Source organism: Peribacillus sp. CSMR9 (genome assembly GCF_033141925.1).
Lineage (GTDB): Bacteria > Bacillota > Bacilli > Bacillales > DSM-1321 > Peribacillus > Peribacillus simplex_A.
On sequence record NZ_JAOPHO010000026.1, the window covers coordinates 20,938 to 47,202 of the forward strand.

Genomic DNA, 26,265 nt, shown 5'->3' on the forward strand with positions numbered 1-26,265 from the left:
CTTCCCCCTGACAGAATATTTAGATAACTATGATTTTAACTCTACACGTTTAATTTCACCAACAAGGAATAAATAGCTGCAGATTGCGACAAGAGCATTGGCACATACGAAGACTAGCGCCCCATTAAATGATCCTGTCGTGGCAATGATGTATCCGATGATGATCGGTGTTGTAATGCCTGCAATGTTACCGAATGTATTGAAAAGCCCGCCACTGACACCGGACATTTCCTTTGGTGAGGTATCGGCCACTACCGCCCAGCCGAGTGCCCCAAAGCCTTTACCGAAAAACGCTAGGGCCATAACGAATATGACCACCCATTCCGTATCTACATAGTTTGCAGCTACCAAGCTCATCGATAGAAGCATCCCAACAACGATTGGCAATTTTCGGGCGACAGTCAATGAGAATCCCTTCCGTAACAAGAAATCCGAGAATGTCCCTCCGAGAATGCCGCCAAAAAATCCACAAATGGCTGGAAGGGAAGCGACGAGTCCAACTTGAAGAATGGTCATGCCTCTTTCTTGTACAAGGTACACAGGAAACCATGTAAGGAAAAAGTACGTTAACGTTGTAATGCAATATTGTCCGAGATAAACACCTAACAGCATACGGTTTGATAAAAGCTGCTTAATATGATTCCAGTTGACGCCTTTCTTTTCCTCCTTATTTGCAGTGGTTTGATCCATATTGATCAAAGCGCCGCCTGCTTCGATATATTCAAGCTCAGCTTTGTTGATGCGCGGATGTTCCTTTGGGCCATATATCGCTTTCATCCAGAAGAAAGCGACGATGATTCCCAAGGCGCCCATAAAGAAGAAGACGTATTCCCAACCAAATTTATACGTAATGTAACCCATGATCGGTGCAAAGAGAACGGTTGCAAAATACTGGGCTGAATTGAAAGTGGCTGCCGCGGTTCCGCGTTCATGGCTTGGGAACCAGGTAGCAACGATGCGGCTGTTGGCCGGGAAGGAAGGAGCCTCTGCCAATCCAACTAAAAAACGCAGTCCGAACAATACCATGACAGCCGTTCCGGCAGAACCGAAAAATCCGATAAATCCTTGTAAAAGCGTAAAGGTAGACCATAGCGTGATACTCCAAAAGTAAACTTTTTTTGAGCCAAAACGGTCCAAAAGCCATCCACCCGGAATTTGTCCAGCTACGTAGGACCATGCAAAAGCGGAGAAAACATAGCCCATCATGACTGAATCGAGACCAAGCTGACCAGACATGTCCGTACCTGCGATTGATAGCGTCGCACGATCTGCATAATTCAGAGCGGTAACCAGAAAGAGCATAAATACAATAAACCATCGTGTCCGTGTTTTTTTCTGAGCATTCGGCAATATAGGAGATTCTTGAAAAACTTTTTCTCCAGCGTTCATATACTCACTCCCTTAAAAGTATTTTATTTTTTTATTGATACCGCTTACAATGTTAGCTGTTTCCTCCTTTGTGAAAATTCCTAATATTTAGTTTTGTCCAATGGTAAGACAAATAAAATTGTTTGTCAATGTCTTTTTTTAATATCGTTTTTCATTTTTAGCTCCTTAATTATCTTGTTTTTTTGTATATATTAGAAGCGAAATTATTGTGGGATGAAGTGATGTTTGATTTTTCAGAAAATAAAAAATATACGATTGACCAGACGGTGTATTTGTCTTACAATAAAACAATAATAAGCAAGGAGGAATAGATAATGAATAAAATTCGCAAGGCACCTAAAGGGATTCTCGGATTTCCCGTGGCACCATTCACAACAAGTAATAAGCTTGATGAACAAGCACTCGCACAAAATATCCAATTTCTAATAGATGAGGGACTCGAGGCTATTTTCGTGGCATGTGCGGCAGCAGAGTATCCATCGTTAAGTAAAGAGGAATATGAAGTGATGGTAGAGGTGGCCGTATCCGTAACGGGTGGAAAAGTCCCTGTATACACAGGTGTAGGAGGAAATATTCAAACTTCTCTGGAACTTGCAAGAATATCAGCGGATAGAGGGGCAGACGGATATTTAATATTACCTCCATATCTTGTTACTGGAGAACAGGCAGGTCTGGCGGCTTATTTCAAAGCTATCGCAGAGAGTACAGACTTAAATTCCATAGTATATCAGCGTGATAATGTTTCACTTTCAATACCAACTTTGGAAGCACTTGCGGAGGTCCCGCAGGTGGTCGGTGTCAAAGACGGTCTAGGCAATATGGAGTTGAATGGACTCCTTACACAAACCTTCGGAAACCGTTTTGGCTGGCTGAACGGAATGCCGCTTGCGGAAGTTACCATGTCGGCCTACGTTCCACTTGGCTTTGACTCTTACTCATCGGCGATATCCAATTACATCCCGCACATCTCACGGAAATTCTATAATGGCATTCTGAGCGGAGATCAAGAAACGGTCAAAGAAATTTACCAACAGGTCATCATGCCAATCAACAATATTCGCCGTCAGCGAAAAGGGTATGCCGTTTCTCTCATTAAAGCAGGTATGGAGATTATGGGAATGCCGGTTGGCCAAACAGTCAGATTACCGATTCTTCCGGTGGAAAAAGAACATTATGCAGCAATGCAAACGATATTAGAGAATGCTTTAGATCGTTTTCCAAAAGAAACACCCATTCAATCAATCTAATAAGGGCGGGATTATATATGATAACTACAGTTCAAACAAAAACGTATCTTAACTATATTAACGGTGAATGGGTTGCTTCCATTTCAAAAGAAGTTGAAAAAAGTTTAAACCCAGCCGATAAACAGGCCATTGTCGGATATGTACAAAAATCTAACGAGGATGACTTGAATCGTGCAGTAGAAGCTGCGAAAAAGGCGAAAGACAAATGGCGCAAACTAGCCGGATCAGAGCGCGGGGAGTATCTATATAAAGTAGCCCATATTCTTGAAAAGCGGATTGATGAAATCGCAGAATGTGCAACACGTGAAATGGGTAAGACCTTTGCAGAAACAAAAGGGGAAACGGCACGCGGTATTGCGATCCTGAAATACTATGCAGGAGAAGGAATGCGTAAAGTGGGGGATGTCATTCCATCCACCGACAGTTCAGCGCTTATGTTCACGACGCGCGTCCCGCTTGGTGTAGTGGGCGTCATTACACCTTGGAATTTCCCAATCGCCATCCCGATCTGGAAGATGGCTCCTGCTCTCGTTTATGGGAATACGATTGTGGTGAAGCCAGCCACAGAGACGGCCATCACCTGTGCGAAGATCATGGAGTGTTTTGAAGAAGCTGGTTTACCTGAGGGTGTTATCAATATGGTCACAGGGCCGGGCAGTGTCATCGGGCAGGGCATCGCCGATCACGAAGATGTAAACGGAATTACCTTTACCGGCTCAAACGGCGTTGGAAAAAGGATTGGACAAGCGGCGTTAGCACGAGGAGCGAAATACCAGCTTGAAATGGGCGGGAAAAACCCGGTAATCGTTGCAGCGGATGCGGATCTTAATCTGGCTGTAGAAGCAGTCATTACAGGCGCGTTTCGTTCGACGGGGCAAAAATGTACCGCGACAAGCCGTGTCATCGTTGCAGCTGAAGTTTATGAAGAGTTCAAGCAGTTGCTGGTGAAAGAAACGAAAGGCATTTCCATCGGGGATGGATTGGACAGCGGGACATGGATGGGACCATGCGCTAGCGAAAATCAATTAAAAACGGTTCTTTCCTATATCGAAAAAGGAGTCGAGGAAGGCGCTACACTTCTAACTGGCGGAAAGCGTGCTGAAGAAGGCACTCAGGCTAATGGCTTTTATGTAGAGCCTACGATCTTTGATAACTGCACGTCAGATATGGCAATCGTACAGGAAGAAATTTTTGGTCCGGTGATTGCTTTATTGAAAGCTGAATCAGTCGAAGAAGCCCTGCAACTTGCGAACAGCGTCGAATACGGCCTGAGTGCTTCGATTTTTACTGCCAATATCCAACATTTGCTTTCATTTGTTAACGATATGGAAGCCGGATTGATCAGGGTCAACGCTGAGAGCGCAGGCGTTGAATTGCAGGCACCATTTGGCGGCATGAAAAACTCCAGCTCCCACTCCAGGGAACAAGGAGAAGCAGCAAAAGAGTTTTTTACATCCATTAAAACGGTGTTTGTAAAATAAGTGTCTGAAACAGATATTTTAGCTGAAGAACCATCTCGTGTATTTTTAGTGATGTTGTTAGCTTTTTTAGAATGAAGGAGTGGTAAAGTGGATACAAAAACGCAACTGACGGAGGTACCGCTTTATATTAAGGTTAATAGGATGGACAATGTCGCCATCGTGGTTAATACGGGGGGCTTGGATCAAGGAACCGTTTTCCCTTGTGGGCTTGAATTGAAAGAAAGAGTACCACAAGGCCACAAAGTGGCTTTAATGGATATAGTCGAGAATGAAGCCATCATCCGCTATGGGGAAGTTATCGGTTATGCGGCTGAATCAATCAGTAAGGGCTGCTGGATTGACGAGACACTGGTGATGCTTCCGGCTTCTCCGGATTTAAAGGAATTGCCGGTAGCAAATGATATACCCGAAACTTTACCCCCGCTTGAAGGATATACATTCCAAGGATTCCGCAATGAAGATGGCAGTGTTGGAACCAAGAATATATTAGGCATTACAACAAGCGTTCAATGTGTAGTGGGCGTTCTGGATTTCGTCGTGAACCGGATAAAAAAAGAGCTTCTCCCGAAGTATCCCAATGTTGATGATGTTGTCGCCATCAATCACAACTATGGGTGCGGCGTCGCAATCAATGCACCGGAAGCAATTATTCCCATTCGCACGATACAGAACCTTGCGAAACACCCGAATTTCGGCGGGGAAGCCTTGGTAGTTGGATTGGGGTGTGAAAAACTGTCTCCAATGAGAATAAATCCAAGCGGGGACGATTCAGATATCATTTCACTTCAGGATCAGCAGGGATTTGCGGGAATGGTCCAATCCATGATGGAAATGGCCGAGGAACGTTTAATCAAGTTGAACCGCAGGCAACGGGAGACGTTTCCGGTTTCCGAATTGGTCATCGGTACGCAGTGTGGAGGAAGTGATGCATTTTCTGGTGTGACAGCTAACCCTGCAGTAGGATATGCTACAGATCTGTTAGTTAGGGCAGGGGCAACCGTTTTATTCTCTGAAGTCACAGAAGTGCGGGATGCGATTCATCTATTGACGCCCCGTGCAGTGAATGAAGAAGTGGGGAGAGCGTTAATAAAGGAAATGGACTGGTATGATAACTACCTTGCTTTAGGTGATGCCGATCGAAGTGCCAATCCGTCACCAGGAAACAAAAAAGGCGGATTGGCCAATGTAGTGGAAAAATCATTAGGCTCCATTGCCAAATCCGGAGGCAGCCCCATTTCAGGCGTACTGGCTCCGGGTGAAAAAGCAACAGAAAAAGGGCTGATTTTTGCAGCTACACCAGCTAGTGACTTTGTTTGCGGAACGCTGCAGCTCGCTTCCGGCATGCACCTTCAAGTTTTTACAACTGGAAGGGGCACACCTTATAATCTGGCAATGGCTTCCGTCATCAAAGTATCTACACGAAATACATTGACCGAGCAATGGAAAGATCTCATTGATATAAATGCAGGAACTATCGCTACAGGTGAGGCAACCATAGAGGATGTCGGGTGGGAAATATTTCACCTCATTTTGGAAGTGGCCAGCGGTAAAAAGAAAACCTGGGCAGAGCATTGGGGCCTGTATAATGATTTGGTACTTTTCAATCCTGCGCCAATTACCTAATAATGATTTACTTAGAAGGACTTCCTTTTAAAGGGGGCCTTTTTTTGTTGGTCCAATTTTTAAAGCCGTCATTATTTTTCCTCCAGAAAAGAGGACCGCCTAACTTTTAGTTGAAGTTATTAATGAAAGATTGGTTTCCATCATGACGAAAAAAAGGGCGATACTGAACAGGAGGGATATTATGGTCACATTCAGGAATGCGACAGTAAAAGACTTAAGTGAAATAGTACGGATGCTGGCGGATGATGTATTGGGGAGGGAAAGGGAACGCTATGAAAATCCCCTTCCTGAAAGCTATCTAAAAGCATTTGCATCCATTGATGCAGATGGGAATAATGAATTGATCGTAGCATGTCTTGGTGAGGATATCGTTGGGGTGCAGCAAATCACGTTCACTCCTTATATTACCCATCAAGGAGGTTGGAGAGCTACGATAGAAGGGGTTCGGACTGCATCTTCAGAGCGGGGGAAAGGAATAGGAAGCAAGTTGATTCTATATGCGATTGAGCGTGCAAAGGAGCGGGGGTGCCATATCATTCAGCTGACGACAGATAAAAAGCGGGAAGAAACGCTGCGTTTTTATGAACGTTTAGGATTCAAAGCTACTCATGAGGGTATGAAAATGAAGCTTTAATTCAACGTTTTTTATCCTGTCATCGGGAAGGTTGCTGCGGCAACCTTTTTTGTGCACAACTACCGATTGGTATTATATGTTAAAATTATTTGTGAGATAATTTTTATGGAGAAAAAATATTTAAATTACGATCATGAAAGGGTGGATTGATGGAAAACGATGCATTTATTCAGAAGAGGTACGGTGTAATTAGTTTTATTTCATTCGTCATTGGAATTATTTGCTTTTTTATAGTTTTTGTTACACCTATTAGAGTTGCAAATATCGGGAGCCTGGCTGATGATTATATAACATTTTTCCTTACGATTACCGGTATCGTCCTTTCTATCATAGGTATTTTGAAGAAAACGGAGAAAAGAGTGATTCCTATTATTTCTTTGGTTTTTTCTTCGTCTTTCTTTATATTTTGGGTTATCGTCATCACTTTGTTATTAACGGGTGAAATTGAATTTGCCCCGTAGAACAATAGGATAAAGGGATTGAATCAGGATGGTTTCGATCTGACGAAAAAAGGGTGGTATTGAATGATAAGAGGTTTATATGAAGCACATTTACCGGTTCGTGATTTGAATCGTTCCAATGAATTCTATGAAGGGCTTGGTTTGCAGTTGGATCATAAGGTTGAAGACAACCTGGCTTTTCTATGGATTGAAAAGGATAAAAGTTGGTTGGGGCTTTGGGAAACGGAAAAAGTGGAGGTTGAGTATCATCCTTCCATCAGGCATATAGCTTTTGAAGTATTATTGGAAGATTTAAAGAGCTCAGTCGTATGGCTTGAAGATAGAGGCTTTTGGATTTGCACCAATTGAACCTTTCGTCATGCCTCATGGGGAATATGCGCACGCTAAAATTCACTTTAATGATCCAGACGGCAACAGTTTAGAATTTATTAGTAAACTGGAAAATCCTAAAAAAATCATGAAACGTATGTATTTAAGTGATTGGGAACAAATGAATACAGAAGCGAAAAAAGCGAATGACAGCTGAATTGACGGTTGTGAGAGCTACATGTTTTTCTTGTTATCGTTAAGGTAAATCAAAAGCCATGCTTACCTTTTTGATATTCATGGCTTTTGGCAGATTATTTAATTGAGAGTCCATTCATGACTAGGTGCTGGCAGTATTTCTGTTGGGCCATTTGGTTACTTGATTTTGAGGGGCAGTGTATAGTAACCAAATGCCTTATCAAGCAATGCACTAGCTTCTTGACGAAGTAAAGGCTGTTTTGAACGGAAATCTATAGAACCATCTGCCTTGGGTTTAATATCGGGATCAATAATTCCTTGTGATACAAGCGCTTGAGTAGCTTCAATCGCCCATTTATCGGTTTTTCCAGTTATTTTGACCTTTGGAGCGGGTTGGATTTGCTTTAGATTTTGAATCATGACTGCTGCTGTTTGTCTTGTAATGACAGTATTGCGGTTAAAATTAGGAATGCCGGAAATTATTTTCGCTTTATTCTTCTCAATATCATCGGGAAAACCAAACCAACCATGTGCACGAAGAAGTAAATCTGCAAACTCTCCCTGTGTCATGATACCTTCCGGATGGAAGCGGTTGTCTGGTTGAGTCTTGAATATGTCGAATGCATACAGATTGTCGATATGTGTCTTATACAAACTGTCATGCGGTACATCTGAGAAAGGCTTCTTTGTAGGCATTTTTTGTGCATCGGCAATAAAATCCAAACCTGTTGAACTTGTGTAATAGAAGTATTTAATCCGATTCTGATGATCTTTCTTGAACGCTAATTTATTTCCAGCTTCATCTTCAAACAACAGGGGATGAACCATCTTCAAGGTGTGCTTGCCTGAGGGCCCTGCCTCCAGCAACAAGCTACCGTTCTTATAGGTGAACCTGTATTTTAAGAAATGGAAGCGGGTGTTCTGGTATAATCCAACATATTTAGCGGCTTCTTTACTGCTTAAAGGCGTGTAAGTGGATTTCTTTGGCTTCTTTTTTTCTGGGAAATAGTGATCCATAAACTCTTCAAATACTTCTATACTCATCATGGAATCATTGTTATACGACATGTAAAAGGCGGTATTGCTTTTCGGCAATAATGCAATTAACGATTGATGTCCAGGCATGCTTCCGCCTTTTAGAATCACATGGTGACCCTTCATTAAATCGTTGAAGAATCCTTCGAATCCTCCGACAGTTGTCATGGGCAGAGTCTTATCTGCAAACACCTGATAGGATTGCATTTGCTCTAACGATTTTTCACTGATAATTTCCTTCCCTTTAAATTTACCTTGCTGCTGAAACATGGTTAAATACTTAGCCATATCATCTCCCGTAGAAAGAATGCTGCCCTGTGGCCCATCTGTCGGTGCATGACCGGAAGTTGGATGTGGCGTGCCTTTATCATCATAGTGTACAGCCATCCTATCGAGTAGTTCAGGGGTGAAACGGGTACTTGTCGAGCTCATTTCCAATGGCTTGAATATATTCTTTTCCATATATTGATCGAATCTAAGGCCGCTTACGTTTTCTATCGCATAGCCAGCCAATAAAAAGGCAAAGTTATCATAGGTATACGATTCTCCAGGTGTTCGAACTACAGTCGGCATATGCTCTTTAAGAAACTCTTTCATCGGAATTTCCTGGTTTATATAGTCAGGTGAGGTATATGTAGTAATATCAGGCAGATCTACACCACTTGTATAGGTAAGCAAATTAAACATGGTCAGTGGAGTTCCTGTTTTATTGGGTACTTTCAAGCCATCTAAATATTCATGAATATCATGGTTCAGGTCAATCGCGCCTTTATCAGCAAGCTGCATCGCTGCCAAGCCTGTAAAGGTCTTTGAAACGGAAGCGATTTGAAAGACGGTATCCTTATCCACTGGTATTTTCTTATCCTTATCAGCATAACCATAGCCTTTGTTTAACAGGACCTTCCCATCTTTGACAACTACAAAATTGGAGCCATTCACATTGTATTTCCCCATCTTATCGACAAGCACCGAATTCATGAACGATTCTACTTCTTTAGCATCTTGGGGGCCGTTCGTACTTATCTTTTTTACTGGTTTTTGAGATTCTACTGATTCGGTTGGGACATTGTTAATTGCGGTGCAAGCAGTAAAAGTGGTGGCAGATAATAATAGACAGGCAAGCCCTAAATTACGTGTTTTCGTTTTCATGTTTTTTTCTCCTTTATTAATCGATTTAATTTACTAGTCATCTCCCATTCATGATTGACCTTAAGGCTGCATCATGAATGGATCTAACCGAGTATCACAAATCGCTTGTCATATACACAAGTTACCTTTTGTCACTCTTTTATCAAAAATTGTTACAACATTAGTAATAACAGCTAAGTAATGTAACATGTTTTTTAGGGGGATTTTTGTTTTGATCCAGTTACTCCAAGGGGTTTGAAGTATCATATGACATTATGAAACTGGTGAATCCGATATTAGGCGATTTAGAATGGTGACTTAGTTGAGAACATGAAGAGGCGAATCATGCGTGACTTGATCATTTCTGCATTTCTCTTAAAAGCAGCGGTTCAGCCTTTAAATAGGACAAAATAGGATGGAGAGATCATAGAATGAATGTTAAAGCGGAATTATATTGGAATGAATTTTGGCAAGGGAAAGGTGAAGAAAAACCTCAGTCAGTCAGTGCGTGGCAATTCGGGGCTGATCCCGATCATTTGGCTCAATTAGTGATAGATGGGATAAAAACGGCTACTTGCTCTGGTTATGTTTTTTATGAAGAGGAAAATGAACCATTACCATCCGTGGGTGATTACAGCATTATTTTAAGTAGCGAAGATAAGCCCTTAGCCATCATCCAAACAGTGAAGGTCGAAGTATTGCCGATGAATGAAGTGAGTGCAGAGTTTGCGATTGCAGAAGGGGAAGGAGATCGAACATATACATACTGGTGGGATGCACATGAAAAATGGTTGAAAGAAGCACTGGACAAAATAGGCCAAACCTTTAAAGAAGATATGTTGCTGGTGTGTGAGCGTTTTGAATTGATCCATGTAAAGTGAATGTGGACGGTTCGTTCGGAAGAGAGCAATAAGTTTTTTCGTTCAGTGATTTGCTATAATAAGTCATGAATTTAAAAACTTTTAGAAAGATAGGTCATAGTCATGAAAAAGAAACTGAGATTCATTGGGTTGGGAATCCTGGTTGTTTTCCTGCTATTGCTGGGTACGTATAAATTGATGAATTCGAGAACATATCAGGTATTCGGAGGATTAACCGATAAGGTAGAGACGGATCAAAAAGTGGTCGCTTTGACTTTTGATGATGGTCCATCGAAGAATGTAAATCAGATCCTGCCGTTATTGGATAAATACGATGTAAAAGCTACATTCTTCCTGATTGGTAACGAAATCGAAAAGTACCCAGAGGAAGCTGGGAAAATAGCGGAAGCCGGACACCAGATTGGGAATCACACGTATTCCCACAGGCGAATGGTTTTTAAATCGCCCTCCTATATCAAAGCGGAAATCGAGAAAACGGATAAATTAATTCAAAACTCCGGATATAAGGGTGAAATTGACGTTCGGCCATCAAATGGGAAAAAGATCGTTGGCTTGCCATATTACTTAAATAAAAATGATAGAGAAACCATTACCTGGAATCTGGAACCAGATAGCTATTACACTTCAGCTTCTGATAAAGTGAAGTATGTGAAGGAAAATATAAAACCAGGTTCGATCATCCTGATGCATCCGATGTATGATGATACGGGTAAAGAACTTCAAGCGATTGAAGGGATAATACAAGAGTTAACGAACGAAGGGTATACGTTTTTAACGATCAATGAACTTCAAGAGTTGTAGGTTCATTTTTACAGTTTCGGGAAAAAGGGTTGCTGCGGCAACCCTTTCAGTTTGTAGACAAAAGGGGTTCGGAATTAAAACATTCCGAACCCCTTTTGAAATTCCCTGCCATGAATATAAAGAAGATGGCCAATTGGACATGGCAAGGTCCTTTCATGGCCTTTACTTTCGGTACACTTTGATAAAAATGGACAGGTCACACAAATGTGTTTTGGTGATTTGTACTCGAGATAGCCCTCTTTATTCATTGTTGAGTACTTTAAAATCTCGTCCGATGGGCAAAGGTAACAATCAAAATGTTCATCGTAAACATAGTCATGTTTGCAGAAGAATCCTTCTTTTGTTCGAGGACGTGAATACGGTAAAGCCGGTGTTATTTTATGACCAAATAGATAGCTTGTAATCGCCGGTGTTTTATAAGCTGCATCTGCAGCAGCAGCTTCTGGTTTCCCAACTTTTTCAATTACTTGTCCAACAAGTGGCTCTAAGATGTGTCTATCATGCGTATTTCCAATTGTTACAATTGTCCCCAACACAATGGCGGCCTCCATTTTACGAACCAAATGGTTCGCTGGATCAGTTGATCTAAAGTAATCATTTCAAGTTGATCTCGCTTAATAGAATCATGTTTAAAAAGCATCCTTATGTCCTCAAGTTTTAATCCTTCTAGCAAAAGGGGTTCCATCTAAATGTTAAAACAAAGTGATTGGAGCGGGTGTTCGAGACTCCTGCGGGAAAAGCGTGTCTAGGGGAGACCCCGCAGGCGCAAGCCGAGGGCGGACCGCCCGCGGAAAGCGAGTGCCCTATCTAATCAACGTTCAAATTGTACACCCCTTTTTTATTTTCTCGCTACTGGAAGGTATTTAACGAAATACTGAATAGTACAAAATGTTGGCGGCATATTGTTTCTTAACGGAATGATGTTGTGGGGCATGCTTTCGTGCAAATAAAGCTTTAAAAATGGGGCTGGTTACGTTGTATCGGAATAAAAATACCGCTCTGATCATTATTTTAGGGATCCTGTTACTCCTATTCCTTGTTGTGATGGCTTTCCGCAATATCACTGTATACTTCGTGTATAGTTCAGGCATCGGACCTTTATTATTTATCTGTCTTATCATATTGGCGATCATTATGCTTTTTTTAAAAGGTTACAAGTAATAAAGTTTTGATAATTGAGGTTGCTGCGGCAGCCCTTTTTTATGTGGAGCGAAAGGCCCTGCCATGTCTCGCAAATTCTGGGTAAAAAGTTATAATTTTTATACACTTTAAATAGTAATATATGGTAATATTAAAAATGGAATTATTTTCTTTAATTTACAATCAGGGGAGATGTGTGCGTGGAATTTTTTACTAAGTGGTCATTTAAGAACAAGGCTGCCGTATCATTGGTAACCATATTTATTTTGTTGATAGGTGTTGTTAGTTATTTCAAACTGCCGATGGAATTTTTACCATCTGCTGATAATCCACAAGTTACGATTATCACGATGGGGCAGGGCACCGATTCGAAAACGATGGAAGCACAAGTTACAGATCCGATTGAAAGAGCAGTCACTGGAGTTAAGGGAAAGAGCTCAATATACTCCACAACGGGAGATGGGTTTTCAAAAGTAGATCTATTCTTTGAATCCGGATCGGATATGAAACAAGCAAAACTTGATGTTAAAGAGGCTTTAGACAATGTAGCATTGCCACAAAGCATGGCAAAACCGACTGTTACACAGCTAAATACATCAATGATTCCCATTTCATTTATAGCTGTTACTTTTAAGGACGGATTAACAGCTGAAAATATAGACTTTGCGAAGAAGGAATTAGAGCCTCTGTATAAAGATATTAAAGGAGTTTCGGATGTACAGACATTTGGAATTTCCCAATCTGTTCTTTCAGTCAAAGTGGATAATGAACAATTGGCTAAAAAGAAAGTTTCGATCCAAGATGTCATGAATGTCCTTAACGGTCAGAATACAGCTCTAGCCGTAGGCGAAAAAGTGATCGATGGGAAGGCTAGTAACATTAAGGTTATCGGGGATTTAACAAGTATTGAAAAATTAAAAGCGTTAAAGGTCACTCCAAATGTCACACTTGGAGAGATTGCGAAAGTTGATGAAGCGAAAGATGGTAATCTCATCAGTCGTTTTAATGGAAAAGAAAGCATTGATATTAGCATTATCAAGGACAGCCAATCAAATGCTGTCACAATCAGTAAAGAGGTTGAAAAAACAGCAAAAGAAATCAATGAAAAGTATAGTGACCAGAAATCGACCATCTATTTATCTACAGCTGATATGGTGGAGACTTCTGTTCAGACGATGGTAAAAGAAGTGCTGCTAGGTGCGCTATTCGCCACCATTGTGATCATGGTCTTTTTACGAAATATACGGTCTACATTTATTACAATCGTGTCCATACCGCTATCTCTTGGCTTTACGTTATTCTTGCTGTCATTGTCGGGGGTGACGCTGAATATTTTAACGCTAGGCGGTGTCGCTGTAGCCATTGGGCGCTTAGTGGACGATAGTATTGTTGTTATTGAAAATATTTTCCGGAAAATGCAGCAGGAGAAGATTTCCATCCAATTGGTGATGGAGGCAATAAAAGAGGTAGGAGTGGCGATAACAGCTTCAACCCTTACTACTGTAGCCGTTTTCTTGCCTGTAGCTTTATTGAACGGAGGGCTTCAAGAGTTTCTGCTTCCTTTCGCTTTAACGGTCACTTATTCATTGCTGGCTTCTTTAATTGTCGCATTAACGGTTGTTCCTTTAATGAGTGCGGGATTGCTGAAAAGAGCGAAGCTGCCAAAACATCGACCAGCTAAGCGTTTTACCAAGCTGGTTACTTGGTCATTAAACCATAAATGGGTTGTCCTGATTGTTGCGTTGCTGTTGTTTGTCGGTTCCATTGGTACATATTTTGCCATGCCAAAAGGGGCGATTGACAATTCTTCAGCTGACTATGTCTCAGTGACGTTGACTTATCCAAATGATCAGCCCTTTGATAAAGTAAAAGAAAAGGCGATAGAACTCGAAGAGAAAATGCAGGATATGAGTGATGTGGATAATGTGTTCATGCAATTAGGAAACTCTGCCGAAAGTGCTCAATACGGCGCAGTCACATCACCTACAGAAGCTACATTCGGTCTCTTAGTGAAGGATAAAGCAAACATAGATACCATCTTGGAGGAAATCGAAAAGCAAAAAGAAAACTATCCTGGTGCGAAGCTTACGACCACCGCATCTTCATTTATGATGGGGGCTTCAAAGACGAACATTACGATAGATGTAATTGGCAGCAGTGCGGAAGATTTGGAGCTGACGGCTAATAAGATCAAAGGAAAAATTCAAGATATTAAAGGGATTGAAGATGTTACAACGAACCAGGACGAAAAGAAAACCATTTATTCATTCAAGGTAGATCCGGCTAAAGGCAACACAGAACAAATAGGTCAACAACTTGGTATCATGCTTAATAAAACCCCAATCGGCAATATCACGCTTGCGGATAAGCAGACACCTGTAGTCCTTGAACCAATCTTAGATCCTAAAAAACCAAAGGATTTAAAGAATATACCTATAATGACAGATGGCGGTTTAGTCCCGGTATCGAAAGTTGCTTCATTAAAGAGCGAGGAGAGTGCAACAACCCAGTTCCATAAAGACGGAGAAACGTATCTTCAATTAACGGCAACGGTCGATCCTGCCAAACTTTCTGATATTGCTAGCAAAATAAATCTTGAGATATTTGGAGACAAGGAGACCAAGGGGCTTAAGATTCCGAAGGATGTAGATATTTATATTGGGGGAGCCAGTGCCCAGCAAGCAGATGATTTTACCGATTTGTTCCTTACGATGTTAATTTCGATAGGCATCGTCTTTCTGATCATGGTTTTAACCTTTAAATCAATTAAAGCACCGATCGCCATTTTATTTTCATTGCCGTTCGCTGCGATCGGAGCAGTGTTAGGATTGGTAATCAGTCGTATTCCAGTGGATATTACAGCACTGTTGGGTGCGCTCATGTTAATTGGAATTGTGGTGACAAATGCTATTGTGCTTCTCGATCGAGTCAAGCAAAACGAAGAAAAAATGATTATCCGAGATGCGATCGTTGAAGCGACAGCTACGAGATTCCGTCCGATCATTATGACGGCTGTAGCAACCATTTGCGCCATGCTGCCTCTTTTATATAAAAAGGCGGAAACGGGAAGTCTTGTTTCACAAAGCTTAGCAATCGTTGTCATTGGCGGGTTAGCTGTATCAACACTGCTCACACTCATCGTCATTCCATGTATATACGAATTGCTATACTTTAAAAAGTCGAAAAAACAGAGAAAGAAAAAGAGAGAACCCGTCAAAGAACACATTGAGATGTAAGGGTGCTTAATAAAAAAGTTTGCAGAGAAAGATTCACTTCCTCTGCAAACTTTTTTTCTTGCATTTCGATTTAAAGCTTTTTTAAAATAATGCTTGACTTATATATCACCTGTAACTAAAATGATTACAGCAAGGTAAAACACATAACAGTACAACCGCAAGCAGCACTCAATTACGTACTACTAAATCCAGTGCATTCTATATTTAGAGAAAGCATATTTTTTTACTCTTTATTGTAACTAACTTGGTTACAAATGGGAGCTAATGATAAAAAGTGAGGGAATATCATATGACAGTGAAAATTAAAGCGTATTCTGATTTTATATGTCCATTTTGTTTTTTGGGCAAAGGTCCTTTAGACGAAATCGTGAAGGAAAAAGATGTAGAAGTGGAGTGGATGCCATTTGAACTGCGTCCTAGTCCATATTCGAAAATTGATCCATGGAAAGAACCTGATAAGTTGAGTTCATGGGATTCTTATATTCTTCCTGTTGCGAAAAAACTAGGGATTGAAATGCGTCTACCCCGTGTTTCTCCGCACCCATATACACATTTGGCGTTCGAAGGGTGCCAGTTTGCAAAGGAGCACGGAAAAGGTAATGAGTTCCATGACAGAGTTTTTACAGCATTTTTTCAAGAGGAACAAAATATTGAAGATATTGAAGTATTGACAAAATTAGCAGGTGAAGTTGATCTTTCCGAGGGTGCTTTTAGAGAAGCGTTAGTGTCACGGAAGTATCGTGAAGTGCATCAAGAAGCACTAAAACATGCCTATGAAGAAGCGGATATTAGGGCTGTTCCAACATTTATCATTGGTGATGAAGTGATCCAAGGACTCGCTAGCAAAGAAAGGTTAGCGCAAGTCATAGAGAAGGAAGCAGCAAAAAATAAACTGAATGAATTTGATGGCTTGCAATGCGATAGTAAGGGGAATTGCTAATAACGTTCTGAGCTATTAAATAAATATCAATCTATCATATTAAATTAAACATAATTTGGAGGAATCAAAATGTCAGCAACTACAACAAATTTAAAAGAAGCAATCATCAATCGCCGTTCGATCCGTAAGGTGAAAAAGAATGAAAATATTACGAAAGAAAGAATTAATGAAGTTTTAAAAACCGCTTTACATGCACCAACTTCATTTAATATGCAAAGTGGACGAGTGGTGGTAGTGATGAATGACGAACATGAAAAGTTTTGGGATATCGTAAAAGAAACACTTCGTTCGCGCGTTCCAGAAGAGAGTTTTGCGGCAACTGTCGAACGATTACAAGGATTTCGTGATGGAGTGGGCACAATCCTATTCTTTGAAAATCAAGAAACGATAAAGCAAATGCAAGAAAAAGCACCATCATATAAAGAACAGTTTCCATATTGGTCCCATCAAGGAAGTGCTATGTTGCAGTATGCAATATGGATGACTTTATCAGCGGAAGGCATTGGGTCATCAATACAACACTATAATCCGATCATTGATGAAGAAGTGAAGAAAACTTGGGATATTCCAGGGGAATGGTCATTGATAGCTCAAATGCCATTTGGTGAGCCCAATGAACAACCAGGAGAAAAGACGTTCCTGGCATTTGAAGATATTGTGAAATTTTATTAATACAAAGATTTAAGATATTCATAAAGAAAAGCAGTTCAAGCTAGTACATGTTTGGGATAGTAGACTTACAAAAAGCCTGTTTACTCTTAATGAGTGAAAACGGGCTTTTTTTTAAAGCTGAATGTTAAAGTTCCGGCCTCATTAAAGATATAGGGAAGGTTTTACTTTTTATGGAAATATCCATTCCTGATGTTCATCCTTCATATAATTAGCAGAGGTATATAATTGACAATGAGAATCATTTTCAACTATAGTGGATTAGGTAATAGCAATGTGGATTTGGTGTATTTGATCGAGTATTGAAAATGCACCAGGAAAGCCCTACATACGAACAAGTAAGGAAATGTGAAGACTTTGCAGAGCATGCCCTTATATGGGGAAGCAATAGGAAGAAGAGGAGATTCTTCAAGTGGGATGCTAGGCAACCCCAAATACCAAAAGTCAGCATTTTTGTTAAGGAGGGTCCTTGATGATTACCCAATTAAGTACAAAGGGAGAAGCAAAAAAAGAGGAACTTATACAAGAACTTCTAAAATTCGGGATTTTTAAAAAATATAATAAACAACTATACGAGCTTCCGGTTGTTGTCCTGCAAAAGGAATTCAATCACTTGAGAGGTGAATTAAAAAATGTCTAGGAGAAAGAAATCTTATGATGAACTGCTAAAAGAAAACCGGGAACTTCTGCTGCATGACAAAATTGAAGTGGAACGCATCTATACAAAAATCGATCAAAAAGCCATCAATGAAAAAAAGGGAAGTAAACATTTACGGGGCAGTTCAAAGCGGTTATATCTAATTGTTAAAACAAAGTTGATTGGAGCGGGTGAACGAGACTCCTGCTTAGAAAAGCGTGTCTAGGGGAGACCCCGCAGGCGAAAGCCGAGGAGGCTCCCCGACCGCCCGCGGAAAGCGAGTGCCTTACGTTCAAATCAACGGCCAAATTGTACAACTCATAAAAAATAGACAAACTCGATTTTCATCGAGTTTGTCTACAGTCTGAAATAATCCCCTTTAGGGGATTATTTTGGTTTTATTCAAGAATCGGGGTTTCCATGATATGCTGACTTTTTGAAATGCACACCGTGGATATTATTTACCATTTTTTATAATTAAAGTAATAAAACGTCAATCGAATGACCTCTTACGTTATAATGAATGGGCTCCAAAGGAAAGAAAGTCAGATTCTGCAGGAGTGTATATTTGAATGGAGGTTATATGACGTTGAAGAAAAAATTATTGGTCATTTTTCCAGCCGTTGCATTGATGATGGCCCCTCTAGGAACGGGAACTTCAATTACCCACGCAGCATCAAAAGACAATCAAACCGAGAAAATCGAAACGAAAGCGGAAACGCGCCCGACCCTCCGGAAAGGCTCCCGTTCTAGTTATGTAAGAGATCTACAGCAAAGCCTTAAAGATGTTAAATATATTGTAGGCGTTGATGGGATTTTTGGTACCCAAACACAAAATGTCGTAAGAGAGTTTCAGGTGGATCATAATTTGGCCTCGGATGGTATCGTTGGCCCGTTGACATGGGCAGCTTTAGACGAAAATAAAGTAGAAAGAAAACAGTTTACAGAGAAAGACGCGATCGCGTTAGGTAAAAAAAAGCTGGGTAACAATATCGTTTTCAGCGGTGATGGCAGGTTGCTGAAAGATGGCAAAAGAAAATCATATTACAAATATAAAGCAGCAAATAAAGATTGGATGGATCAAGGCGGCTCAGGAACGATTGGGTGGTTCCACATTTATAAAGATGGCCGTGTAGTGGAAGAATAAAGGCATATACATGCAAAAAATTCTCTACATCTATATTTTGCTATAAATAACAAGTAAATACAGATATAATAAGAAATGAACAGCAATTTGGTATAGTGGGCAGCGGTCACTCCTTTTCAGAAAGGGGGTGTCGCTGGTGATTTCTATTATGGACGGACTGATGCTAATGATTTCATTCGCCTCTTTAATCGTCGCAGTAATCGCGGTTACATTAAAAAAGTAACCCCCTCCATACCATCCGGCCAGATGTATGTAGGAAAAGGGTTACTTTCATGATTGAGTAGCTACTGACTTACCACAGAAAGCCGCTGCTCTTTATGCAGTTTGCTGTTCATTAAGACGCTGGTTTAACCAGTGTCTTTTTTTTATATATGTTAGTTATCTTTATTATATCCTCATTTTACCTATACATTCAACTAAAAAACATGGAAAGAGCATAACGAAGATTCAATGATGGAGAATTCATTTCTTGATGTTCTATCAAGATGATGATTTATACATAATAAGCTGACACTACATTTCCTAGCGATGGAATCATAAAAAAACCCCTAAAGCTTATGGATCCAAGCAAATCCACTTTGGGGCATGTATAATCAGTTTAGATTTTCGTTAAATTCCTGTCAGTTTCCAGTTTGAATAATTTCATTCCTTTATAAGATATAATCGAAGGAATTAAACAAAGTAATGCCATCGGTACACAATAAAGAAGATAGAAATGCCCTCCGTTTTCTAGTAAGGGAATATAGGCTAAAGCAGTAAAAAGTAGGACGGAAAAAATGATCGTGAAAATCCCGAAAGACTGATGATAGAACGCATGAATTTCCCTTCTTCGTTCTTCTTGATTGGGTAAATTCTTTACGGATTTGTGCGTTCGGAGGAACAGGTACAAAGAGAATATTAGAAATAAAGCGGAAAATGGTAAGGCAATAGCAAATAATGAAACGTCAAGAATGGAAAGATAAAAGCTGGATAAAAAGAACACCTCTGACACACCTAAGGCAAAACAGTAATTGAAGATGCTTATTCCATCAGGTTGTTTAAGCATAAAATCCCTCCTTCTATATAATAGTATGCAGCTGCTAACATGTTCACCACTTTGTCACATTTAAAAGAAAAATAAATGCTCCAAGTTCCACCCAGGATCATCCTTTCAGTCCTAAGACAGGGAAATGGTTCACTATTGGAAATGAAATAAACCCTCTGGCTAACTACAGAGGGTTTTAGTTTATAGGCAAAAGGGGTTCCATCTAAATGTTAAAACAAAGTGTTTCGAACGGAAGGTGCGAGACTCCTGCGGGAAAAGTGCGTCTAGGGGAGACCCCGCAGGCGCAAGCCGAGGAGGCTCCCCGACCGCCCGCGGAAAGCGAGTTTCTTGAGCGGAAATCAACATCCAAATTGTACAAGCCATAAAAAAACACCCCCTAAATGTTAGTTTGGTGTCTAACATTTACGGGGCAGTTCAAGTTTGTCTACAGTCTGGAACCCTCAAGGCTAACAAGCCAGAGGGCTTATTCTTTGGAGGATTTATTTAAGCTTGAAGATGTTGAATAGAGTCCGTACTTATTACGAATAGTAATAAAATATCGGGTAAAGGGGGAGAGTGCCATGACTGCACAAACGATGATTAAAGGATTTCTGCTCGTTCTTCTATTATATTTCCTGTATGTAGTGGTGACGGCAGTGGTCCTTTTCTACTTCCTCAAGGAAAAAGAAGAAGATAGGCCGATTAAACATATAAGTGCATATTTGGGAGAGAAGGATTCCACCGTGGATCGTGTCCTGCTTCTCGAAGATGGTTATGAATCGGGACTCGCCCGCATGCGAATGATCCAGGAAGCACAGCACTCAATCGATATTGCCTACTACGCTTTTGGAAAAGGAAAATCATGTGAACTTATTCTTGGAGCCTTGTTCGAAGCTGCTGACCGCGGTGTCAAGGTTAGAATCCTTCTGGATGGAATTTCTCATGGACTTAGAGGTCAATTAAGCGGTGTCCGTTATGCACTGGCATTGCATGAAAACATTGAATTAAGGTACTACGAAACCTTTAAGCCATTTAAGCCCTGGACCTGGCATAACCGCCTCCATGACAAGATAATCACTACAGATGGAAAGTTAGGCATCATCGGAGGCAGGAATATCGCCGATAAGTATTTAGCAAAAAACGCGCCCAAAAATTATGTCTATGACCGGGATGTACTCATTTTCAATGCTGAACAGGAGAAAGATAGTGTAATCGTTGAAATGAAGGCATATATACATGAATTATGGACTCATCCGTATACAAGCAAAGTCTTTGCGGATCTTTCGAAAAGGCAAAAGGCACAAGGAAAACGCGTCAGAGATACATTATTTAATCAATACAGCAAAGCTATGCAAACTAATGCCGATTTCGTTAATCCGGCCATCGATTGGAGCAAGTCTACAACACCTACAAAAAAAGTGTCCTTCATTTATAATCCAATCGAACGTTTCAATAAACACCCTTTTGTGTGGAGATCTCTAGTGGACATTGCTGCGAACGCCAATAAATCGGTATTTATCCAGAGTCCCTATATTGTTCCTACGGGTCCCATGAAGGAATATGTACCAAAGAATATGAATTCAAAAGCTGATTGGACCATACTTACCAACTCGGTGACATCAACCCCGAATGTGATCGCTTTTTCCGGTTACTTAGCACTTAGGGATAGTATCGTCGAGACAGGGGCAAAGCTATATGAATATTCAAAGCTTTATTCATTGCATGGTAAATCGGCTGTATATGATCAGCGATTAAGTGCAGTCGGTTCCTTCAATCTGGATTCGCGATCTGCCTTTTTAAATACAGAATCGATGGTGATAATTGATAGTGAAAATTTTGCAACGCAATTGATAGGGGCCATCGAGTCAAAAATCTCGGGTAGTACACTCGTCGCGGAAAATAAAAGATATATAGAACCACCTGAAGATCAGAAAAAGGAAAAATCTTTCTTTAAAGCGACCTTTTTAAATGCCCTTTCGAAAATAACGGTATATTGGAAGAGGTTCATTTGAATGATGACCAAAAGACAGCAATCTCAGCGATTGTTGTCTTTTTACGGAGGAAATCCGTTTAAAATGGATCATTGACTAATTAACAAATGTGCAATTTGCTATAATTGAGGAAAGCTAAACAATCTTGGAGATATCATCCATTATCCGAAGGAGAACAGAAACATGCAAACCTTACAGCATCTATCGAAACATATCGTCTACCTGCCTCCAGTCCAGGAAACGGATCGGCCGGTACTTGCTGCCGTTTCCGGAACCAAGAAAACGCTCATCATCGATGCCGGTAACTCCGTCCAGCATGCACAGCTCTTTAAGGACGAATTGCTACGGAATGATCTAAACGGGAATTTCCTTGTACTTACCCATTCTCACTGGGACCATGTATTCGGACTGGAGAATATCGGGATTCCGGTCATTTGTCATGAAAAAACATACAACAATATTAAAGATATGCAGCAGCTTTCATGGGAAGATCAGGCCCTTGATCAACGGGTCGAAGAAGGGACGGAGATTTCCTTTTGCGCCGATGCAATTAAATTGGAACATGGGACAAATAGAAAGATTTCCCTGCCCCTGCCCGATATTATCTTTGAAAAAAAGGTGACAATCGATCTCGGCAATGTAACATGTGTAATCGAACATGTAGGCGGCGATCATGCCAAAGACTCCTGCATCATATATGTTCCAGAGGAAAAAACATTATTTCTGGGAGACTGCTTTTATGCCAATCTTTATGCCGAAAAATGGAATTATACGGCTGAAAAGGCCTCGCTGCTCGTTAAGAAAATTGAAGCCTATGATGCCGATACATATATACTCTCCCATCATGATCTTCCCTGCACGAGACTGGAAATGGAGGCGGAGCTTAAACTAATGAAGGAATGTGCCAGAACCGTGGTCGACCATCGGGGAAATCGAGCATTAATGGAGCAGGAATTGGCTAAAGGGTTAAAACGGGATTTAACTGAAGAGGAGCTCGAAACGATTGGATTTTTTGTAAATGGATATGTTGAGTGACCAATGAAATGAAAAGCCAATTGAAGTGTACACAAAAAGTTCCGCGGGTAGGGTATGGGTTCGGTGTTCAACTGGGCTCATACCCTTTAATTTGACCTTATTCCTATGTGGAATAAACAGTCCTCAATAAGCTCATTTTACAAAAAAGAGATAATAGTTGTTATCAGTAATAGTATGATAAGAACTGATAGGAACCCTGATATAATCCCCCCTGCTTTTGCTCCTCTATTATCGGGATGAATATGACCAATAATAAAAGAAGGGATGAAAAATATAGCTGAATAGATCATTGTATAATGAATGCCTGTTTCTCCATTTGACCATGTGCTCAGTCCGATATTATTTAGAATACTATCTCCAATACAAAATTTATTTCCAAATCGAAAGGTAAATAATATTCCGATTAAACATAGGGTGAAAGAAAGTGAACCCACTCCGAGCTCTTTTGTTTTCTTAACCTCAATAGTTTTCATGTGTATCTCCTTGCTTACAGGAATATCTTGAATTTAAAAACACTAAATTATGGTTTTTGTAATTGTACCATAACTTAAAGGTACAATCCCTGCATCTTCACCAGAATCAAGAGCCAGCCTTTTTCTACTTTTTAAAATAAGGCTCTTTTCGTAAAGATTGTTGTTTTTAAAACGAAACTATTTAAGGTTGATTGGAGCGGAAGTGCGAGACTCCTGCGGGAGCAGCGGGACAGGTGAGACCCCACAGGCGTTTACGCCGAGGAGGCTCACCGCCCGCCCCGCGGAAAGCGAGCATCTGGAGGGGAAATCAACCACAACTCACTACCTGGTAAATAGCAACAAAGTATGTGAAAACAGCCTAAAATAAAAACCGCACCTCCAACAGTTAGATGGTGTCTAACAATTAGGGTGCAGTTCATTGTGGGGGCTTAATAGATTAATTATGAGCTTTTTCCAGAGCTAGCTTTATCCCAAAACCAATCAATACCGTCCCTGTTATTCCCTCGAAAATCGCCTGAGTTCTCGGCTTTTTCATAAAGGCACTAATCTGGTTCAACAGATAGATATAAAATACAAACCACATTGCAGTTAAAACGGTATACGTTATGCCCATGATCAGGAAGGGCATAAACGTATCCTTGCCTGGATCCACGAACTGAGGCAGAAACGTTAAGAAGAAAACGGCCACTTTAGGGTTCAGCAGATTGGTAAGGAACCCTTGCTTAAAGCAAGACTGGTTTTCATACTTACTTTTGACGGACGTTTCTGTCGCTGCAGCCACTTGCCTATTCCTTAATCCCCATAAAGTCTTGAAGCCTAGATATACCAAGTAAACGGCACCGACATATTTGAAGATGGAAAATAATAAAGCCGATTTCACAATGATTGCCGATAGTCCAAATACGGCAGCTGATGTATGAATAAAAAGCGCACAGCACGTACCGAACATCGTTTTAAAACCTCCCGCCGTCCCCACGGTAACGGTATTCCTTGTGGTTATCGCCGTATCCGGACCAGGTAAAATGATGAGAAGAATGCACATGATCATGAACAAATAAAAGTTTTCCATATTCGGACCTCCATTCTGAACGGTGAATTCTGAAAATTATAACATAAATGAACTTGGTTTAGGGAGATAAATTAGAAAGTCATGATTATCTCAATAAAGGGGGAGAAGGGAAATCGGCTTGACTAATAAGTACGGTGTTTAATGAAACAAAAAAACAAGCCAGATCATTTTTTGATCTGGCTTGTTTTTTGGTAAACTTTGTTAGGGCAATTTTTTCAATACAGCACGCACCGGACTTCCATCTGCTTCAACTAATGGAAGCGGGAGGGCTGCCAATTCATAATTCCCTTGCCCTATATCGTCTAATACAAGCCCTTCCAAAATATGAATTCCATGACCGGCAAGCTCATGATGGGCAGACAGTTCTTTACTATCCAATGGATCTACGGATGGCAAATCAAGACCAATAAGACGAACGCCGAGTTCTGAAAGATATGCCGCTAATTCTGGTTGGATATGTGGAATAGTTTGTGGAAACACACATCTATCCTTCCAAGCGTCAGTCCGAATTAACAGTCGCGTCACGCCTTGTAGACCCAGATTGGATAATTCATTGACACCGATGCTTGTCTTGTTTGGCAAATGGATGACTCGGGCATTTCCCATATATAAATCGAGATCCAGTTCAATCACTCTTTTTCCATCGTTATCAAAATGAAAAGGTGCATCAATATGGGTACCAGTGTGGATACTCATTTTGATTTGTCCTACATTGACAGATCCACTCTCTTCTTTACTCCAATTGACTTTGTATGAGAAAGGGGTATCTCCAGGCCAGACTGCAACGTTTTCATCCAGACGTTGTGAAATATCAATCCATGTTCCCATGCATTTACCTCCATCTCTTATAGCTTCGTTCTTAGGCTCCATAGTTCTGGGAAAAAGTGTTGGTCTAGAGCTCTTTTTAAATACGTTACACCTGATGATCCGCCAGTACCTTGTTTATTACCAATAATTCTTTCCACTGTGGTCATATGATTAAAACGCCATAATTGCTGTTGATGGCCGATGTCCACTAACTTCTCGCCCAGCTCATATAAGTCCCAATATTGTTCGACATCGCGGTAAACTGTCAGCCACGCCTCTTCTACACTTGTATTTGGTTCGTATTTTTGTGACCAATCCCTGCTGATGGCTTCTTGATCAATGGGTAATCCACGCGCTACAAGGGCATTAATCGCCGCATCATAAATACTTGGCTCATGAAGGGCCTGCTGCATTTGCTCGAATAGATCTTTCTGATGTTGATAGACTGATAGTGTATGGACATTTTTGTTTCCTAGCGCAAATTCAATCAAACGATTCTGATAAGATTGGAATCCGGAAGATTGCCCCAGTTTATCCCTGAACTCCATGTATTCAGCCGGTGTCAAGGTTGAAAGGACACTCCATGACTGGATCAATTGCTGCTGGATCCTCGAAACGCGCGACAGCATTTTAAACGAGGGTTCCAACTTGTTTTGGCGTATACACTGAGTAGCTGCTGTCAGCTCATGTAAAATGAGCTTCATCCATAACTCACTCGCTTGATGGATAATGATAAAAAGCATTTCATCATGATGATCGGAACATCTATGTTGACTAGTTAATATTTTATCAAGGTGGAGATAATCTCCGTAAGACATCGATTTTTGAAAATCGGTTTGAATTTCTTTCTCTAGACCAGTTATTGTTTGTTCATTGTTATCCATATTCTTCATTCCGCAATCCCCTCACTTTT

At 40.7% G+C, this 26,265-nt stretch carries 22 protein-coding genes and 2 pseudogenes; 16 read left to right on the top strand and 8 right to left on the bottom strand.

What is annotated here, in order from left to right; genetic code table 11:
- Positions 1-27 precede the first annotated feature (27 nt).
- On the bottom strand, positions 28-1,389 hold the full coding sequence (locus N9I19_RS13345; protein ID WP_317778052.1) for an MFS transporter: 1,362 nt from the start codon (positions 1,387-1,389) through the stop codon (positions 28-30).
- A 314-nt stretch (positions 1,390-1,703) separates the two neighbouring features.
- Here N9I19_RS13345 and kdgD point away from each other — a divergent pair, with 314 nt between their 5' ends.
- The 6 genes and pseudogenes from kdgD (at position 1,704) to N9I19_RS13375 (ending at position 7,361) form a co-directional block, all read left to right on the top strand.
- Positions 1,704-2,636, top strand: coding sequence for a 5-dehydro-4-deoxyglucarate dehydratase (kdgD, locus tag N9I19_RS13350; protein ID WP_089364080.1), 933 nt, complete (start codon positions 1,704-1,706; stop codon positions 2,634-2,636).
- A gap of 17 nt (positions 2,637-2,653) precedes the next feature.
- A complete protein-coding gene (gene gucD / locus N9I19_RS13355) occupies positions 2,654-4,117 on the top strand; it encodes an alpha-ketoglutaric semialdehyde dehydrogenase GucD (RefSeq protein WP_317778053.1) in 1,464 nt (487 codons plus the stop codon).
- Between the two features lie 87 nt (positions 4,118-4,204).
- Entirely contained in the window at positions 4,205-5,740 is a 1,536-nt protein-coding gene (gene garD / locus N9I19_RS13360; protein ID WP_317778054.1) for a galactarate dehydratase, read from the top strand.
- Between the two features lie 181 nt (positions 5,741-5,921).
- Positions 5,922-6,374, top strand: a complete 453-nt coding sequence (locus tag N9I19_RS13365) for a GNAT family N-acetyltransferase (protein WP_284469863.1) — start codon at positions 5,922-5,924, stop codon at positions 6,372-6,374.
- Positions 6,375-6,523: 149 nt separating this feature from the next.
- Positions 6,524-6,835 (top strand): hypothetical protein, encoded by a 312-nt coding sequence (locus N9I19_RS13370; RefSeq protein WP_125160361.1) that lies wholly within the window; start codon positions 6,524-6,526, stop codon positions 6,833-6,835.
- Positions 6,836-6,898: 63 nt separating this feature from the next.
- Positions 6,899-7,361, top strand: a pseudogene (locus N9I19_RS13375) (VOC family protein).
- Between the two features lie 155 nt (positions 7,362-7,516).
- Here the strand turns inward: N9I19_RS13375 and N9I19_RS13380 are convergent.
- Complete coding sequence (locus tag N9I19_RS13380) at positions 7,517-9,523, bottom strand: serine hydrolase domain-containing protein (RefSeq protein ID WP_317778055.1); 2,007 nt, start codon at positions 9,521-9,523, stop codon at positions 7,517-7,519.
- A 410-nt stretch (positions 9,524-9,933) separates the two neighbouring features.
- On the opposite strand from N9I19_RS13380, the gene N9I19_RS13385 reads away from it, so the two are divergent.
- A complete protein-coding gene (locus N9I19_RS13385) occupies positions 9,934-10,383 on the top strand; it encodes an ASCH domain-containing protein (protein WP_317778056.1) in 450 nt (149 codons plus the stop codon).
- A 102-nt stretch (positions 10,384-10,485) separates the two neighbouring features.
- Positions 10,486-11,184 (top strand): polysaccharide deacetylase family protein, encoded by a 699-nt coding sequence (locus N9I19_RS13390; RefSeq protein WP_317778057.1) that lies wholly within the window; start codon positions 10,486-10,488, stop codon positions 11,182-11,184.
- A 143-nt stretch (positions 11,185-11,327) separates the two neighbouring features.
- Here the strand turns inward: N9I19_RS13390 and N9I19_RS13395 are convergent.
- Positions 11,328-11,732 (bottom strand): annotated as a pseudogene (locus tag N9I19_RS13395) (IS5/IS1182 family transposase); the annotation flags it as partial.
- A gap of 792 nt (positions 11,733-12,524) precedes the next feature.
- Here N9I19_RS13395 and N9I19_RS13400 point away from each other — a divergent pair.
- The 6 genes from N9I19_RS13400 (at position 12,525) to N9I19_RS13425 (ending at position 18,953) form a co-directional block, all read left to right on the top strand.
- Positions 12,525-15,560 (top strand): efflux RND transporter permease subunit, encoded by a 3,036-nt coding sequence (locus tag N9I19_RS13400; RefSeq protein ID WP_317778058.1) that lies wholly within the window; start codon positions 12,525-12,527, stop codon positions 15,558-15,560.
- A 289-nt stretch (positions 15,561-15,849) separates the two neighbouring features.
- Complete coding sequence (locus N9I19_RS13405; RefSeq protein WP_317778059.1) at positions 15,850-16,500, top strand: DsbA family oxidoreductase; 651 nt, start codon at positions 15,850-15,852, stop codon at positions 16,498-16,500.
- A gap of 69 nt (positions 16,501-16,569) precedes the next feature.
- The gene (locus N9I19_RS13410; RefSeq protein WP_317778060.1) at positions 16,570-17,172 is read left to right on the top strand and encodes a nitroreductase family protein; all 603 of its coding nucleotides are present in this window, start codon (positions 16,570-16,572) and stop codon (positions 17,170-17,172) included.
- Positions 17,173-17,641: 469 nt separating this feature from the next.
- Positions 17,642-17,809, top strand: a complete 168-nt coding sequence (locus N9I19_RS13415; protein WP_317778061.1) for a Fur-regulated basic protein FbpA — start codon at positions 17,642-17,644, stop codon at positions 17,807-17,809.
- The gene (locus N9I19_RS13420; RefSeq protein WP_317778062.1) at positions 17,802-18,032 is read left to right on the top strand and encodes an FbpB family small basic protein; all 231 of its coding nucleotides are present in this window, start codon (positions 17,802-17,804) and stop codon (positions 18,030-18,032) included. Before N9I19_RS13415 ends, N9I19_RS13420 begins: the two co-directional genes overlap by 8 nt.
- A gap of 357 nt (positions 18,033-18,389) precedes the next feature.
- The gene (locus tag N9I19_RS13425; RefSeq protein ID WP_375166207.1) at positions 18,390-18,953 is read left to right on the top strand and encodes a peptidoglycan-binding domain-containing protein; all 564 of its coding nucleotides are present in this window, start codon (positions 18,390-18,392) and stop codon (positions 18,951-18,953) included.
- A gap of 598 nt (positions 18,954-19,551) precedes the next feature.
- On the opposite strand, the gene N9I19_RS13430 is transcribed toward N9I19_RS13425, so the two are convergent.
- On the bottom strand, positions 19,552-19,998 hold the full coding sequence (locus N9I19_RS13430; protein ID WP_089363838.1) for a hypothetical protein: 447 nt from the start codon (positions 19,996-19,998) through the stop codon (positions 19,552-19,554).
- 560 nt (positions 19,999-20,558) lie between these two features.
- Between N9I19_RS13430 and N9I19_RS13435 the strand changes: the two genes are divergently transcribed.
- Both N9I19_RS13435 and N9I19_RS13440 read left to right on the top strand, forming a co-directional pair.
- Complete coding sequence (locus N9I19_RS13435) at positions 20,559-21,989, top strand: phospholipase D-like domain-containing protein (RefSeq protein WP_317778063.1); 1,431 nt, start codon at positions 20,559-20,561, stop codon at positions 21,987-21,989.
- 162 nt (positions 21,990-22,151) lie between these two features.
- A complete protein-coding gene (locus N9I19_RS13440; RefSeq protein WP_317778064.1) occupies positions 22,152-23,003 on the top strand; it encodes an MBL fold metallo-hydrolase in 852 nt (283 codons plus the stop codon).
- A gap of 137 nt (positions 23,004-23,140) precedes the next feature.
- Here N9I19_RS13440 and N9I19_RS13445 read toward each other — a convergent pair whose 3' ends face one another.
- The 4 genes from N9I19_RS13445 to kynA all read right to left on the bottom strand — a co-directional run bounded on the left by N9I19_RS13445 (position 23,141) and on the right by kynA (position 26,236).
- Complete coding sequence (locus N9I19_RS13445) at positions 23,141-23,476, bottom strand: hypothetical protein (protein WP_317778065.1); 336 nt, start codon at positions 23,474-23,476, stop codon at positions 23,141-23,143.
- A 436-nt stretch (positions 23,477-23,912) separates the two neighbouring features.
- The gene (locus tag N9I19_RS13450) at positions 23,913-24,545 is read right to left on the bottom strand and encodes a LysE family translocator (protein ID WP_317778066.1); all 633 of its coding nucleotides are present in this window, start codon (positions 24,543-24,545) and stop codon (positions 23,913-23,915) included.
- Positions 24,546-24,746: 201 nt separating this feature from the next.
- Positions 24,747-25,373 carry an arylformamidase gene (kynB, locus tag N9I19_RS13455; RefSeq protein ID WP_317778067.1) on the bottom strand — a complete coding sequence of 209 codons (627 nt, stop codon included), beginning with the start codon at positions 25,371-25,373 and terminating at the stop codon, positions 24,747-24,749.
- A 17-nt stretch (positions 25,374-25,390) separates the two neighbouring features.
- Positions 25,391-26,236 carry a tryptophan 2,3-dioxygenase gene (kynA, locus tag N9I19_RS13460; RefSeq protein ID WP_317778081.1) on the bottom strand — a complete coding sequence of 282 codons (846 nt, stop codon included), beginning with the start codon at positions 26,234-26,236 and terminating at the stop codon, positions 25,391-25,393.
- Positions 26,237-26,265 lie beyond the last annotated feature (29 nt).

Excerpts from the sequence above, each read along its gene's own strand:
- N9I19_RS13345 (WP_317778052.1), bottom strand. The coding sequence starts at position 1,389 with ATGAACGCTGGAGAAAAAGTTTTTCAAGAATCTCCTATATTGCCGAAT.
- kdgD (WP_089364080.1), top strand. The coding sequence starts at position 1,704 with ATGAATAAAATTCGCAAGGCACCTAAAGGGATTCTCGGATTTCCCGTG.
- gucD (WP_317778053.1), top strand. The coding sequence starts at position 2,654 with ATGATAACTACAGTTCAAACAAAAACGTATCTTAACTATATTAACGGT.
- N9I19_RS13365 (WP_284469863.1), top strand. The coding sequence starts at position 5,922 with ATGGTCACATTCAGGAATGCGACAGTAAAAGACTTAAGTGAAATAGTA.
- N9I19_RS13370 (WP_125160361.1), top strand. The coding sequence starts at position 6,524 with ATGGAAAACGATGCATTTATTCAGAAGAGGTACGGTGTAATTAGTTTT.
- N9I19_RS13380 (WP_317778055.1), bottom strand. The coding sequence starts at position 9,523 with ATGAAAACGAAAACACGTAATTTAGGGCTTGCCTGTCTATTATTATCT.
- N9I19_RS13385 (WP_317778056.1), top strand. The coding sequence starts at position 9,934 with ATGAATGTTAAAGCGGAATTATATTGGAATGAATTTTGGCAAGGGAAA.
- N9I19_RS13390 (WP_317778057.1), top strand. The coding sequence starts at position 10,486 with ATGAAAAAGAAACTGAGATTCATTGGGTTGGGAATCCTGGTTGTTTTC.
- N9I19_RS13405 (WP_317778059.1), top strand. The coding sequence starts at position 15,850 with ATGACAGTGAAAATTAAAGCGTATTCTGATTTTATATGTCCATTTTGT.
- N9I19_RS13410 (WP_317778060.1), top strand. The coding sequence starts at position 16,570 with ATGTCAGCAACTACAACAAATTTAAAAGAAGCAATCATCAATCGCCGT.
- N9I19_RS13415 (WP_317778061.1), top strand. The coding sequence starts at position 17,642 with ATGATTACCCAATTAAGTACAAAGGGAGAAGCAAAAAAAGAGGAACTT.
- N9I19_RS13420 (WP_317778062.1), top strand. The coding sequence starts at position 17,802 with ATGTCTAGGAGAAAGAAATCTTATGATGAACTGCTAAAAGAAAACCGG.
- N9I19_RS13425 (WP_375166207.1), top strand. The coding sequence starts at position 18,390 with ATGACGTTGAAGAAAAAATTATTGGTCATTTTTCCAGCCGTTGCATTG.
- N9I19_RS13430 (WP_089363838.1), bottom strand. The coding sequence starts at position 19,998 with ATGCTTAAACAACCTGATGGAATAAGCATCTTCAATTACTGTTTTGCC.
- N9I19_RS13435 (WP_317778063.1), top strand. The coding sequence starts at position 20,559 with ATGACTGCACAAACGATGATTAAAGGATTTCTGCTCGTTCTTCTATTA.
- N9I19_RS13440 (WP_317778064.1), top strand. The coding sequence starts at position 22,152 with ATGCAAACCTTACAGCATCTATCGAAACATATCGTCTACCTGCCTCCA.
- N9I19_RS13445 (WP_317778065.1), bottom strand. The coding sequence starts at position 23,476 with ATGAAAACTATTGAGGTTAAGAAAACAAAAGAGCTCGGAGTGGGTTCA.
- N9I19_RS13450 (WP_317778066.1), bottom strand. The coding sequence starts at position 24,545 with ATGGAAAACTTTTATTTGTTCATGATCATGTGCATTCTTCTCATCATT.
- kynB (WP_317778067.1), bottom strand. The coding sequence starts at position 25,373 with ATGGGAACATGGATTGATATTTCACAACGTCTGGATGAAAACGTTGCA.
- kynA (WP_317778081.1), bottom strand. The coding sequence starts at position 26,236 with ATGGATAACAATGAACAAACAATAACTGGTCTAGAGAAAGAAATTCAA.